Origin of the sequence: Methylobacterium mesophilicum, from assembly GCF_036441335.1 — a bacterium.
In the GTDB taxonomy this organism is placed as follows: domain Bacteria; phylum Pseudomonadota; class Alphaproteobacteria; order Rhizobiales; family Beijerinckiaceae; genus Methylobacterium; species Methylobacterium mesophilicum_B.
The window spans coordinates 1-10,931 of record NZ_MLBW01000018.1 but is presented as its reverse complement, the minus strand read 5'-3'; the positions used below and the strand labels follow the sequence as shown (position 1 = coordinate 10,931).

15 protein-coding genes are annotated in these 10,931 nt (G+C 72.4%); 8 read left to right on the top strand and 7 right to left on the bottom strand.

The features are described 5' to 3' along the window. Positions 1-39 precede the first annotated feature (39 nt). Both MMR14E_RS13390 and MMR14E_RS13385 read left to right on the top strand, forming a co-directional pair. The gene (locus MMR14E_RS13390; protein WP_331314954.1) at positions 40-303 is read left to right on the top strand and encodes a GCG_CRPN prefix-to-repeats domain-containing protein; all 264 of its coding nucleotides are present in this window, start codon (positions 40-42) and stop codon (positions 301-303) included. Positions 304-387: 84 nt separating this feature from the next. Continuing rightward, positions 388-717, top strand: a complete 330-nt coding sequence (locus MMR14E_RS13385; RefSeq protein WP_331314953.1) for a GCG_CRPN prefix-to-repeats domain-containing protein — start codon at positions 388-390, stop codon at positions 715-717. Between the two features lie 30 nt (positions 718-747). On the opposite strand, the gene MMR14E_RS13380 is transcribed toward MMR14E_RS13385, so the two are convergent. The 4 genes from MMR14E_RS13380 to MMR14E_RS13365 form a co-directional block, all read right to left on the bottom strand. Next, the gene (locus MMR14E_RS13380) at positions 748-1,734 is read right to left on the bottom strand and encodes an inorganic phosphate transporter (protein WP_331314952.1); all 987 of its coding nucleotides are present in this window, start codon (positions 1,732-1,734) and stop codon (positions 748-750) included. A 15-nt stretch (positions 1,735-1,749) separates the two neighbouring features. Continuing rightward, positions 1,750-2,391, bottom strand: a complete 642-nt coding sequence (locus MMR14E_RS13375) for a DUF47 domain-containing protein (protein ID WP_331314950.1) — start codon at positions 2,389-2,391, stop codon at positions 1,750-1,752. Positions 2,392-2,509: 118 nt separating this feature from the next. Further along, positions 2,510-2,764, bottom strand: a complete 255-nt coding sequence (locus MMR14E_RS13370) for a hypothetical protein (protein ID WP_331314948.1) — start codon at positions 2,762-2,764, stop codon at positions 2,510-2,512. Between the two features lie 120 nt (positions 2,765-2,884). After that, positions 2,885-3,097 (bottom strand): hypothetical protein, encoded by a 213-nt coding sequence (locus MMR14E_RS13365; RefSeq protein ID WP_331314946.1) that lies wholly within the window; start codon positions 3,095-3,097, stop codon positions 2,885-2,887. A 239-nt stretch (positions 3,098-3,336) separates the two neighbouring features. Between MMR14E_RS13365 and MMR14E_RS13360 the strand changes: the two genes are divergently transcribed. The 3 genes from MMR14E_RS13360 to MMR14E_RS13350 all read left to right on the top strand — a co-directional run bounded on the left by MMR14E_RS13360 (position 3,337) and on the right by MMR14E_RS13350 (position 4,626). Next, positions 3,337-3,549 carry a hypothetical protein gene (locus tag MMR14E_RS13360; RefSeq protein WP_331314945.1) on the top strand — a complete coding sequence of 71 codons (213 nt, stop codon included), beginning with the start codon at positions 3,337-3,339 and terminating at the stop codon, positions 3,547-3,549. A gap of 136 nt (positions 3,550-3,685) precedes the next feature. Further along, the gene (locus MMR14E_RS13355; RefSeq protein WP_331314943.1) at positions 3,686-3,910 is read left to right on the top strand and encodes a hypothetical protein; all 225 of its coding nucleotides are present in this window, start codon (positions 3,686-3,688) and stop codon (positions 3,908-3,910) included. 518 nt (positions 3,911-4,428) lie between these two features. Continuing rightward, positions 4,429-4,626 carry a hypothetical protein gene (locus MMR14E_RS13350; protein ID WP_331314942.1) on the top strand — a complete coding sequence of 66 codons (198 nt, stop codon included), beginning with the start codon at positions 4,429-4,431 and terminating at the stop codon, positions 4,624-4,626. 79 nt (positions 4,627-4,705) lie between these two features. Here MMR14E_RS13350 and MMR14E_RS13345 read toward each other — a convergent pair whose 3' ends face one another. Both MMR14E_RS13345 and murI read right to left on the bottom strand, forming a co-directional pair. Then, complete coding sequence (locus MMR14E_RS13345) at positions 4,706-5,422, bottom strand: cache domain-containing protein (protein WP_331314940.1); 717 nt, start codon at positions 5,420-5,422, stop codon at positions 4,706-4,708. 112 nt (positions 5,423-5,534) lie between these two features. Then, on the bottom strand, positions 5,535-6,410 hold the full coding sequence (gene murI / locus MMR14E_RS13340; protein ID WP_331314938.1) for a glutamate racemase: 876 nt from the start codon (positions 6,408-6,410) through the stop codon (positions 5,535-5,537). 286 nt (positions 6,411-6,696) lie between these two features. Between murI and egtB the strand changes: the two genes are divergently transcribed. Genes egtB through MMR14E_RS13325 form a run of 3 tightly spaced genes read left to right on the top strand, consistent with a single transcriptional unit; the run spans position 6,697 to position 10,046 of the window. Further along, on the top strand, positions 6,697-7,965 hold the full coding sequence (gene egtB / locus MMR14E_RS13335; protein ID WP_331314937.1) for an ergothioneine biosynthesis protein EgtB: 1,269 nt from the start codon (positions 6,697-6,699) through the stop codon (positions 7,963-7,965). An 18-nt stretch (positions 7,966-7,983) separates the two neighbouring features. Continuing rightward, complete coding sequence (egtD, locus tag MMR14E_RS13330) at positions 7,984-8,958, top strand: L-histidine N(alpha)-methyltransferase (RefSeq protein WP_331314935.1); 975 nt, start codon at positions 7,984-7,986, stop codon at positions 8,956-8,958. Positions 8,959-8,984: 26 nt separating this feature from the next. Then, a complete protein-coding gene (locus tag MMR14E_RS13325; RefSeq protein WP_331314933.1) occupies positions 8,985-10,046 on the top strand; it encodes an adenylate/guanylate cyclase domain-containing protein in 1,062 nt (353 codons plus the stop codon). 48 nt (positions 10,047-10,094) lie between these two features. On the opposite strand, the gene MMR14E_RS13320 is transcribed toward MMR14E_RS13325, so the two are convergent. Beyond that, a partial coding sequence (locus MMR14E_RS13320) for a flavin monoamine oxidase family protein (RefSeq protein ID WP_331314932.1) occupies positions 10,095-10,931 on the bottom strand: 837 nt, incomplete at its 5' end.

Genomic DNA, 10,931 nt, shown 5'->3' with positions numbered 1-10,931 from the left:
CCGGGCCGGACTGCCCGATCGAGCAGAAGGAGATCATCGATGTTGAAGGTTCTCGCCCCGGCCGCGCTCCTCGTCGGCCTCGCGGTCCCCGCCTCGGCGCTGCCGCTGGTGCAGGACGCGGTCTCCGACGGCGCCGACGGCGCCCGGATCATCCAGGTCTACGGCGGCTGCGGACCCTACGGCCATCGCGGCCCCTACGGCGGCTGCCGCACCGGCGGCCAGTGGGGCGGCTACGTTCGCGGCCGCTCGTGCCCGGCGGGCTTCCACATGGGACCCTACGGGCGCCGCTGCTGGCCGAACTGAGAGGCCGCGATAACCGCTCGCCCGCACCCTTCCGCGTCCGGCCCCGCGGCCGGACTCCCGTGGAGACTCCGCTGGAGTTGAGTCATGATCCGCACCCTCGTCATGCCCGTGGCGCTCGCCGCGGGAGTTCTGATGGCCGGTTCGCCCGCCGAGGCGCGCGACGGCTGCGGGCCCGGTTTCCACCGCAACGTCTACGGGTGGTGCCGGCCGAATCTGGGCTACAGGCCGTTCGTCTACGTCCCGGTCTATCCGCGCGTCGGCTACCGGTGGCACTACGGCTACCGCTGGCACCGACGCTTCGCGTGGGGCGGCGGCTATCGCTGGGGCGGCTTCCGCCATGCCGGCTGGCATGGCGGATGGCACGGAGGATGGCGTGGCGGCTGGCACCATGGCGGCTGGCATCACCGCTGGTGATCCCGTGCCGGATCCGGCCGCGACCCGCCCTCAAGGCAGGACGAGGCCCGACGCCGCGTAGGTCAGGGCCGCGACCAGGGCCGCGGCCGGCATCGTGATCACCCAGGCGATCACGATGCCCTGCGCGACGTTCCAGCGGACCGCCGAGACGCGACGCGCCGCGCCGACGCCGACGATGGCGCCCGTGATCGTGTGGGTGGTCGAGACCGGGATGCCGAAGGCGGTCGCGGCGAACAGCGTCGCGGCGCCGCCGGTCTCGGCGCAGAAACCCTGCATGGGCGACAGCCGCGTGATCTTGGAGCCCATCGTGTGGACGATGCGCCAGCCGCCCAGAAGGGTGCCGAGGGCCATGGCGGTCTGGCAGGACAGCACCACCCAGAGCGGCACGTGGAAGGCCCCGCTCTCGCCGTGGGCGTAGAGCAGGGCCGCGATGATGCCCATGGTCTTCTGGGCGTCGTTGCCGCCGTGGCCCAGGGAGTAGAGCGAGGCCGAGACGAACTGCAGGCCCCGGAACAGGCGGTCCACGGCGTGCGGCGTCGAGCGGACGAAGATCCACGAGACGGCCAGCATCAGCAGCAGCCCCAGGGCGAAGCCGAGGGCCGGCGAGAGGACGATGGCGGCGCTGGTGGCGATGACGCCGGGCCAGACGATCACGCCGACCCCCGCCTTGGCGATGCCGGCGCCGAGCAGGCCACCGATCAGGGCATGGGAGCTGGAGGACGGGATCCCGGCGTACCACGTGACCAAGTTCCACGTGATGGCGCCGCCGAGCGCGCCCATGATGACCCGGTCGTCCACCGTGGCGACGTCGATGATGCCCGAGCCCACCGTCCCGGCGACGTGCAGGCCGAAGACCAGGAAGGCCACGAAGTTGAAGAACGCCGCCCAGAACACGGCGTAGCGGGGCGCCAGCACGCGCGTCGACACGATGGTGGCGATGGAGTTCGCGGCGTCGTGAAGCCCGTTCAGGAAATCGAAGACCAGGGCGAGGGCGATGAGGACGACGAGGAGCGTCACGCGGCGACCTGCGGCTCAGACGTGTTCGACGACGATGCTGCTGATCTGGTTCGCGACGTCCTCGAACCGGTCCATGACCTTCTCCAGGTGGCCGTACAGCTCGGACCCGACGAGGAAGGCCATGGGGTCGCGTCCCGAGGCCCTGAACAGGGCCTTCAGCCCGTCATTGTGCAGGTCGTCGGCGCGCCCCTCCAGCTCGATGACGCGCTCGGTCAGGCTGTTGAGCGCGGCGGCGTTCTCGCCGAGGGCCCGCAGCTTCGGCAGCGCCTCGGCGGTCACCTGCGCGGCCTCCTGGATGACCGCCCCCATCTCGCGCATCGCCGGCTCGAAGGTGGTCACCTCGAAGAGCTGGACCGCCTTGGCGGTCTTGAGCATCTGGTCGATGGCGTCGTCGAGGGAGCCGACCAGGGCCTGGATGTCGCCGCGGTCGAACGGCGTGATGAAGGTCCGGCGGACCGCCAGCAGCGCCTCGCGGGTGATCCCGTCCGCCGCGTCCTCGTGGGCCGCGATCGCCGCGTAGGCCGCCGGGACGGCCTGAGTCCCGTCGAGAAGGCCTCGCAGGGCGGCCGCGCCGTCCTCGAGCGTTCGCGCGTGACGCTCGAAGAGGTCGAAGAACCGGTCCTCCCGCGGCATCAGGGCGCGAAACCAAGCCAGCATGTCGTGTCCGGATCGAGAGGTCGGCGTGTCGGCCGGGTGCGACGACACCCGGCAGTCACAACGGGCGAAGATGCCGACCCGATCCGGAAGTCGGCAAACAATCCTGCGGGCGTTCCGCTCAGCGGGACCGGCTGGCGGCGTGGAGCCAGCCGAAATCCACCGGGTAGCCGAGCCCGTGCAGCATCTTCACCCGCTTCCACGAGGCCGACCGCGCCGAGACCGCGTCCTGCCCGGCGTCGATCTCGGCGCTCTCCATCTCCTGGAGTTCCTGGGTCAGCGCCTCGCGCAGGCCTGTGGCCTTCATGTTGCCGAGTGCGGCGGTGAACGCCTGCTCGGCGATCCGAACCTGATCACAAATCTGACGCACGCTCATCAGTACCGATCCCTCCAGCCCGGCATGAACACTGCACTTCCGCAGTCGATCGGAAGCTATCACGCGAGCCGGCGGCGGGAGACGTACGTCTTTGGTGCATCATCTCCGGTGCCGCGACCGTCACCGCAGGGGGAGCAGGCCGGGGCGCCGCATCGTCCGCGGCGGGCGCGGCCAGCGCCGCTTGCGCCCGAAGATCCGGCGCGGATCGGAGAGGCGCGCGTCCACCTCCATCTTGCGCCCCGAACGCGGCGGGACGCTGGCGCCGATCGCCACCAGCGCGGCCGACCCGATCAGCGCGACGAGTACCGCGCCCCAGAACACGCTCTCGAACATCAGGCACTCCCGAACCGGAGTCCCGCCGCAGACCGTTCCGAGCTGCGGACGATTGCGGAGGAAGCTAGACCATTCCCACGAATGTAATCAACGCCGCGTATCGTTCTGTATTCAACTGTCGACAACTGATTGCGCCGCCCCTGCGCCCGCGGCCGTCGCGGATCCCTGCCCTTGCGCAGGATCAATGCGCCCGCCGCCCCGGTCTCCGAACGTCCTCGCGCGGAAACGGAGCCCGGACCATGCGCCTCTATCGCGTCACCTTCTACAAGACCGTCGCGGACGATACCGGCCACGAGCACCGGGTGCGGCAGCACGCGGTCCTGGTCCGGGCGCCGTCGGACGTGTCGGCCATCTGGCAAGCCAAGGCACTCCTCTGCGCGGACGCCCGGGTCGTCGACTGGCGCCTGCGCGCGGACAGCTGCGAGGTCAAGGCCCTCCCGGTCGCCGCGTAGGTCGACCGCACCGGGCCTGCGCGCGGCAGGATCGGACTATCCCCGCCGGCAAAGCTTAAATCTTAAATTATGCAAATATTCTTCGGTCTCTAACGTACTATATTGCACCGAGTCGCCATCCGCCCAAGATGATGCGATGACAGATGCAGCTCATCAACCTTCGCAATACGTGATCACAGCCTCGGCGCAGCGCGGCGATCTGCGTCAGACCCGGAAACGGGCCGCCAGCGCCGTGGTCCTGGCGCGATCCTGGATCGCGGCCGGCTACGAGGCCGTTAGGATCACCGATCCGTCGGGCAAGGTCCTCAGCCCCGAACGGTACCGGGTCAAGATCATGACCGGCGGCCGGCCCTATCACTAGCGCCAACCCTGTCCGTATCGGAACGGTCCGGAGGACCGGCAACTCCGGTCGATCCGCCCGCGCCCCGCGGCCCCATCCGTGCGCGAGGGGGGCCCGCGCCGCCTGCGGCGCGGACCGGGCCATCGCTCCGTTCCGAACGCGATCGGGAGCGACTCCAGCACCCGACGACGGCGGCCCCGCGACGACGGGGTGCGGCGGCCGCTCGGGCCCGGGACAGCGACAGGTCGGACCGACAAGCCTCCCGTCTGTCGGGGATCAAGGCTCCGAAGCTCGGCCGGTGCGGCACCGCACGCCGCGAAACCTTGCCGTCCCGCTGCGGCCCCATTCCGCTGCGACACCGCCCGGGTCGGCCCGTCGATCGCCAGCGCCCTGTCCCGGGGCCTCGCGGTGGCGGCGAAGATCCCGACGCCGGACCCCGCGCGCCTGCCCGCGCGGGCCGGGCCGATCGGGGCGGGTTTTACGAAGCGTTCATCCTCCGGGTGTCCGATCCGGGGGGCAGGGGCGGGAAAGCGGAAGCGATGCCGAGCGAGACCAACCGAGTGACTCAGGACGCCCCGGCACAGGAGCCGATCCTGGAGCTGTGGCGCATCCTCGCCCTCGCGCTGATCGTCGCGGCCGGCATGCTGTTCGTGCACCTCGTCGTCCCCGCCGAGGCCGACGCGGCCGCGGCCCCGATCGCGACGGCGCAGACCGCGGGCTCCCAGACCCTGCGATGACGGGCCCGGCCTGAGAGGGCCCCGACGCGGCACCCGGTCCGCTTCCGGCCGCGCGCCGCCTACTTGCCCCGCGCCGNGCCTACTTGCCCCGCGCCGCGCCGAGCGCGGCCTGATCCAGCGCGCTCGCTGCCGCCCTCAGCTCGCGCCGGGCCTCGGCGATCGCCGCAACCCTCTGGTCGCCCTGCGCAGTCAGGGCCTCCAGGAAGGCGGTCCAGTCCGCGCGGGCAGCGGCGGGGATCTGGCCGTCGAGCTTCTGGCGCAGCAGCGCGACGCGCCCCTCGGGCGTCGCGACCGCCGGGGCCGCGGCATCGGAATCGTACACGCCGACCGCGCAGGTCTGGTCCTCGGCCCGGGTGTAGTAGGTGGTCTTGGGCTCCTCGACGGTGCTGCCCGGCTTGGGGAACAGGTAGCGGATCACCGAGATCTCGCCGGGCTTCGCCGTGTCCAGCATCGTCCGGATGAAGTGATTGCCGGTCCGGTCGTGCAGGTCGCGGACGTCGTGCCCCTTCAGGATCGGGTTCGGATGGGCGGTCATCACGCCGTCCGGGCCGATACAGAACACGTAGGTGTCGGCGGTGCGAAACCCGCCGGTGCCGTCGGTGAAGTCCCGGAGCGCCCGGGCCCTGTCGGCCTTCAGCGCCCGGTCGACGCGCCCGAGCATCCAGGACGCGAAGCCGTTGGGGCTCGGATCGTCGCAGGAGACGGGAGCCTCACCGTCGCCGCAGGCCCAGGCCGGCGCGACCGGCCCCAGCACCAGCACTGCGAGAATCGCGAGTCGCGAAGCTTTCGACGCCATCGGCACCTCCCGAACGCGACATATCCAGTCGAGTCGGGACGATGAGAGACCTGTCAGACTGGATTGGCAATCATCCAAACAAGTCTTGACAGGGCGAAAGCGGCGCGGAGCGTCACTGCATCGGCAGCGGGACCGCCTCGACGCCGACGTCGCCGATCCCCCGGGCAGCGAGGGCCGCGCGCAGGGCGTCCGTCAGGCAGGTGCCGGCCGTGAAGGCGCCGAGCGCCGAACCGTGACGGTCCGCCTCACGGGGGAGGGGACCGATCAGCTGCACGACGCGGCGGGCGATGGCGGGCGCCGGATCGATCCAGGCCACCGGCCACGGCGCGACCGCCTGGAGGCGCGGCAGCAGCAGGGGATAGTGGGTGCAGGCGAGGCAGACCACGTCGGTGCGGCGCCCGTCCGCCTCCATGACGAAACAGGGGGCGATCTCGGCGGCGAGGGTGGCGTCGTCCACCGGCGCGCCCGCGAGCTCGGCCTCCGCGAAGGCGGCGAGGTTCTGCGAGCCGACCAGCGTCACCGCGCAGGCACCGGCGTAGGTCGCGATCAGGTCGTGGGTGTAGGAGCGGGCCACCGTGCCGGGCGTCGCCAGCAGGGTCACGAGCCGCGAGCGCGTCGCCTCGGCGGCCGGCTTGATCGGCGGGACGACCCCCACGAAGGGCGTGGTGAAGCGCTGGCGCAGCGCCGGGAGCACCAGCGTCGAGGCGGTGTTGCAGGCGATGACCACGAGGTCGGGCCGGTGGGTCGCGACCAGCCGCTCCATCACGGTGAGGACGCGGGCGACGAGGGTCGCCTCCGAGAGCCGGCCGTACGGGAAGGCGGCGTCGTCGCCGACATAGACGTAGCGGGCATCCGGACGGGCGCGCCGCACCGCGTCGAGGACGGTGAGGCCGCCGAGGCCGGAATCGAACACCAGGATGGTCGGCTCGGCGGCACAGCGCAGCGCGGCGGCGGACAGGCTGGCCCCGGCCATCAGATCGATCCGCATGAGAACCCCGGACTCCTCGAAGAGCGTCCCAAAATCTCGGCAGCGAGGGTTAAGGCGATGTCACTGCGGCGAGAGAAAGACCCGCGATCCCCAACCCGTTCCGTTAACCGCCGCGCCGCGGCGGCGAAGAGGCCCGGTCGGCCGCACGCCGACCGCGCTGGCGGGAAGCCGCTCGCGAGACTGCTCTTGCAGAGGTTGTCGGAACACGTCCGGAACATATCTTCTGCGCGCCGGCCGGGGTCGAGAAGGCATTTCTCGGTCAGGCCCGAAACAAGGGACCATCGTCATGGCAGCGACAGCCGCACTGCGCCCGGACGAGACACGCGACCCCGCGGCACCGGCCTTCCCGCCGCCGCACGTCACGGCCCGGCCGATCGACCGGGCCGCCTGGATCGCCGCCTACCGGCAGGTCCGGGGCGAGACCGAGCGCCGCGCCGCGCCGCTCTCCCCGGAGGACCAGCAGGTCCAGTCCATGGCCGATGCCAGCCCGACCAAGTGGCACCGGGCGCACGTCACGTGGTTCTTCGAGCAGTTCCTGCTCCGGGAGCACCTGCCGGGCTACGCGATCTACGACGCGCGGCTGCACTACCTGTTCAACTCGTACTACGTGGCGGCCGGCCCCCGTCAGCCGCGCATCCAGCGCGGCATGATCACCCGCCCGACCACGGCGGAGGTCGCGGCCTACCGCGCCCATATCGACCGGGCGGTCGAGGCCCTGCTGGGCCAGGCCTCCGAGCGCGCCCTGGAGGCGGTGCTGCCGATCCTGGAGATCGGCCTCTACCACGAGCAGCAGCACCAGGAGCTCCTCCTCACCGACATCCTGCACGCCTTCGCGCAGAACCCGCTCAACCCGGCCTACGACCCGGACTGGCGCTTCCCGCGGGCGGCGGCGCAGGCCGGCCAGGTCACCCTCGACCGCGCCGTCGCGTGGATCGGGCATGACGGGGAGGGGTTCTCGTTCGACAACGAGTCGCCGCGCCACGAGACGCTGATCCCGGCCGGACGCCTCGACCGGGCGCTGGTGACGAACCGCCAGTGGCTCGCCTTCATGGAGGATGGCGGCTACGCCAAGCCGGAGCTGTGGCTCTCGGACGGCTGGTATGCCGGGCCGGCGGAGGGCTGGGAGGCCCCCGGCTACTGGCGCCGGGACGGGGCGGGGTGGGCGACCATGACGCTGGGCGGCGAGCGTCCGGTGGACCTCGACGCGCCCGTCACCCATGTCAGCTACTACGAGGCCGACGCCTACGCCCGCTGGTCCGGCCGCTTCCTGCCGACCGAGTTCGAGTGGGAGGTCGCGGCCCGCGACGGCGGCCTGCCGGACGCCTTCGGCCTCGTCTGGCAGTGGACCCGCAGCGCCTACGTCCCCTACCCGGGCTACCGGCCGCTCCCGGGGGCGCTCGGCGAGTACAACGGCAAGTTCATGGCCAACCAGTTCGTGCTGCGGGGCTCGTCGGTGGCGACCCCCGCGGGCCATGCCCGGCTGCCGTACCGCAACTTCTTCTATCCGCACCAGCGCTGGCAGTTCACCGGCCTGCGCCTCGCCGACGCCGCCTGACGCGCCCCGGAGCCGCCCTTGACCATCAAGCCCACCTTCGCCGACGCGACGCCGGTCACGCTGGACGCGCCGCCGCTGAGCTTCCTCGACGACGTCCGTGCGGGCCTGTCCAAGCCGCAGAAGGCCCTCTCGCCGAAATACTTCTACGACGAGGCCGGGTCCGCGCTGTTCGAGGCGATCACCCGGCTGCCGGAATACTACCCGACCCGGACCGAGATCGGCATCCTCGACGCCTGCGGTCCCGAGATCGCCGCGCTGCTGCCGGCGCACGCGGCTCTGGTGGAGTTCGGCAGCGGCTCGACCGTGAAGCTGCGCCGCCTCCTGCACCACCTCGACACCCTCGCGGCCTACGTGCCGGTGGACGTCTCGGGCGAGTTCCTGCGCGGGCAGGCGGAGGCCCTGCGGGGCGACTTCCCGGACCTGCGGGTCGAGCCGGTCGTGGCCGACTTCACCCGCGACTTCGACCTGCCGGAGAGCCTGAACGGCCTGCCGCGCGCCGGGTTCTTCCCGGGCTCGACCATCGGCAACTTCGACCCGCACGAGGCCGAGGATCTGCTGCGCCGGTTCGGCCGGATCCTGGGGCCGGGCGCCCACATGATCGTGGGCGTCGACCTCGTGAAGGACGCGGCGGTGCTGGAGACCGCCTACGACGACGCGCAGGGCGTGACGGCCGCCTTCAACCTCAACCTCCTGACCCGGATCAACCGGGAGCTCGCCGGCCGCTTCGAGCCCGGCGCGTTCAGCCACAGGGCGGTGTTCAACACCGACGCCTCGCGGATCGAGATGCATCTTGTCGCCCGCGACGCCCAGGCCGTGCGGGTCGGCGCCGAAACCTTCGCGTTCGCGGCGGGCGAGACGATCCACACCGAGAGCAGCTACAAGTACACGCCGGCCACGTTCCGCGCGCTGACCGAGCGGGCGGGCTGGACGTGGCTGACGGTCTGGACGGACCCGGACACGCTGTTCTCGGTCCACGCGCTCCGGCTGGACTGAGCGGGGCCGGGCGGGACACGCGATCCATGCGTTACGGCCCGCCCTGGTTCCTGCTGGTGGCGCCCGCGCTGGGCGCCCTGGCGGGGCTCCTCTACGGGGTGATCTTCGGGATCGCCCCGCTGACCGGCACGGCGATCCGCGGCGCGATCATCGGCACGCCGATCCTGCTCTACGAGCGCCGGCTACTGGCGCCGCGGCTGCGCGACCGCGTCCGCGGCCTCGCGACGCCGCTGTTCCTGATCGCCACGGTGGCGCTCTACATCGCGCTGATCGTGCTCGGGAACGCGGTCGCCAGCACCGTGCTGAACCAGCTGTTCCGCTTCATGTACAGCGAGCGGAACGCGATGCTGATGTCGCAGTCCGGCCTGCTCTACGCGCTCTGCATCTCGGCCCTGGTCGTGTTCGTGTTCCGGGTCCGCGACCTGATCGGGCCCGGCGTCTTCGCCAACCTGCTGATCGGGCGCTACCACAGGCCGATCAGCGAGGAGCGGATCTTCCTCTTCCTCGACGTGACCGGGTCGACGCGCTTCGCCGACCGCCACGGCGACCGGGCGGCGCAGGCCTATCTCGGGCAGGTGTTCAACGCCCTGGCGCTGCCGGTGGCCCGCGCCCGCGGCTCGATCGACGACTACGTCGGCGACCTCGCGCTGGTGACCTGGACGATGGAGCGGGGCCTGCGCGACGCCGCCTGCCTGCGCTGCGTCTTCGCGTTCCAGGAGCGGCTCGCCGCCGAGGCGGAGACCTGGCGGGATCGCTTCGGGCAGGTGCCGCAATTCCGCGCCGCGCTGCATTGCGGCCCGGTCGTGACCGCCGAGATCGGGCTGGAGCGGCACAAGATCGCGTATTTCGGCGACGTCGTGAACACGACGGCCCGGCTGGAGGCGCTGTCGAAGACCCTGGGCGTCGACGTCCTCGTCTCGGCCGACCTCCTGGCCCGGCTGGGGCCGCTGCCGGCCGACCTCGTGGCGGAGGATCTCGGCGCCCACGCCCTGCGCGGCCGCGCCGAGCCCCTGGCGGTGGCGGCGCTCCGGCGCCGGGCCGCCGCCGCGGCGCCCGCGCGGCGGACGGGCCGCACCGCGACCGCCTGAGCGGGCCGCCGAGACGGGCCTCCGAGACGGACCACCGGGACGGGCAGCTCAGGCCCCCAGCGCCTTCAGCACCGCGCGGGCGGCGCGCTCGCCGTCGAGGGTCGCCCCGCCGACCGTCATGGCGCCGCCGCCGGCCAGCGCCTCGCCGGCGAAGAACAGGCGCCCGCCGACCGGCTCGCGGAGGCGGTCCCGAGCCGCGGCGTGGCCGGGCGCGACGATCGAGTAGGAGCCATGGGCGTGCGGGTCCGTCCACCAGCCGGCGAGGCGCCCCGCCTCGACGGCGCCGCGGGCGCCGCCGCCGAGGACCGCGACTAGGCGCTCGGTGGCGAGCGCCACCGCCTCCGCCTCGCCGGCCCGGCACAGGTCGCGCGCGAGGTCGCCGCCGAGATTGGCGACCGCCAGGGACCGGCCGAAGGGCTGCATCTCGAAGTAGATGGTCGGGCCGCCCGTCGCCACCGACACCGCGTCGCCGAGGTCGGCGCCGTCGAGGCGCGCGGGGTCGAGGCGCAGGCCGATCTTCGTGTAGGCGCCCATCGACAGCCCGTCGAGCGCCGTGCGGGCGGCGTCCGGCAGGTCCGGCGCGAAGGCCACGGCCCCGGCCTTGAGCACGCCGACCGGCACCGTGACGATGGCGGCCGCGGCCGCGATCGTGCCCCGCGCCGTCTCGACCCGGACCCCGCGGCCCGACCAGTCGATCGCCCGCACGGGGCAGCCGAGGCTGACCGGCAGGTCGGCGAAGTGCCGCGCCACGAGGTCGCCGTAGCCGTCGATCCAGAGGTCGGAGCCGGACCAGAGCCGGTCGTAGTCCACGGCCGAGACCCGCTCGGGATCCTCGCCGAGGGAGAGCCGGCTCAGGCCGGCCGCCGCCAGGGCGGCGTCGGGGCC

Bases quoted from the DNA above. Each gene is read 5' to 3' on its own strand.
- MMR14E_RS13390 (WP_331314954.1), top strand. From the start codon at position 40: ATGTTGAAGGTTCTCGCCCCGGCCGCGCTCCTCGTCGGCCTCGCGGTC.
- MMR14E_RS13385 (WP_331314953.1), top strand. From the start codon at position 388: ATGATCCGCACCCTCGTCATGCCCGTGGCGCTCGCCGCGGGAGTTCTG.
- MMR14E_RS13375 (WP_331314950.1), bottom strand. From the start codon at position 2,391: ATGCTGGCTTGGTTTCGCGCCCTGATGCCGCGGGAGGACCGGTTCTTC.
- MMR14E_RS13370 (WP_331314948.1), bottom strand. From the start codon at position 2,764: ATGAGCGTGCGTCAGATTTGTGATCAGGTTCGGATCGCCGAGCAGGCG.
- MMR14E_RS13365 (WP_331314946.1), bottom strand. From the start codon at position 3,097: ATGTTCGAGAGCGTGTTCTGGGGCGCGGTACTCGTCGCGCTGATCGGG.
- MMR14E_RS13360 (WP_331314945.1), top strand. From the start codon at position 3,337: ATGCGCCTCTATCGCGTCACCTTCTACAAGACCGTCGCGGACGATACC.
- MMR14E_RS13355 (WP_331314943.1), top strand. From the start codon at position 3,686: ATGACAGATGCAGCTCATCAACCTTCGCAATACGTGATCACAGCCTCG.
- MMR14E_RS13350 (WP_331314942.1), top strand. From the start codon at position 4,429: ATGCCGAGCGAGACCAACCGAGTGACTCAGGACGCCCCGGCACAGGAG.
- MMR14E_RS13345 (WP_331314940.1), bottom strand. From the start codon at position 5,422: ATGGCGTCGAAAGCTTCGCGACTCGCGATTCTCGCAGTGCTGGTGCTG.
- murI (WP_331314938.1), bottom strand. From the start codon at position 6,410: ATGCGGATCGATCTGATGGCCGGGGCCAGCCTGTCCGCCGCCGCGCTG.
- egtB (WP_331314937.1), top strand. From the start codon at position 6,697: ATGGCAGCGACAGCCGCACTGCGCCCGGACGAGACACGCGACCCCGCG.
- MMR14E_RS13325 (WP_331314933.1), top strand. From the start codon at position 8,985: ATGCGTTACGGCCCGCCCTGGTTCCTGCTGGTGGCGCCCGCGCTGGGC.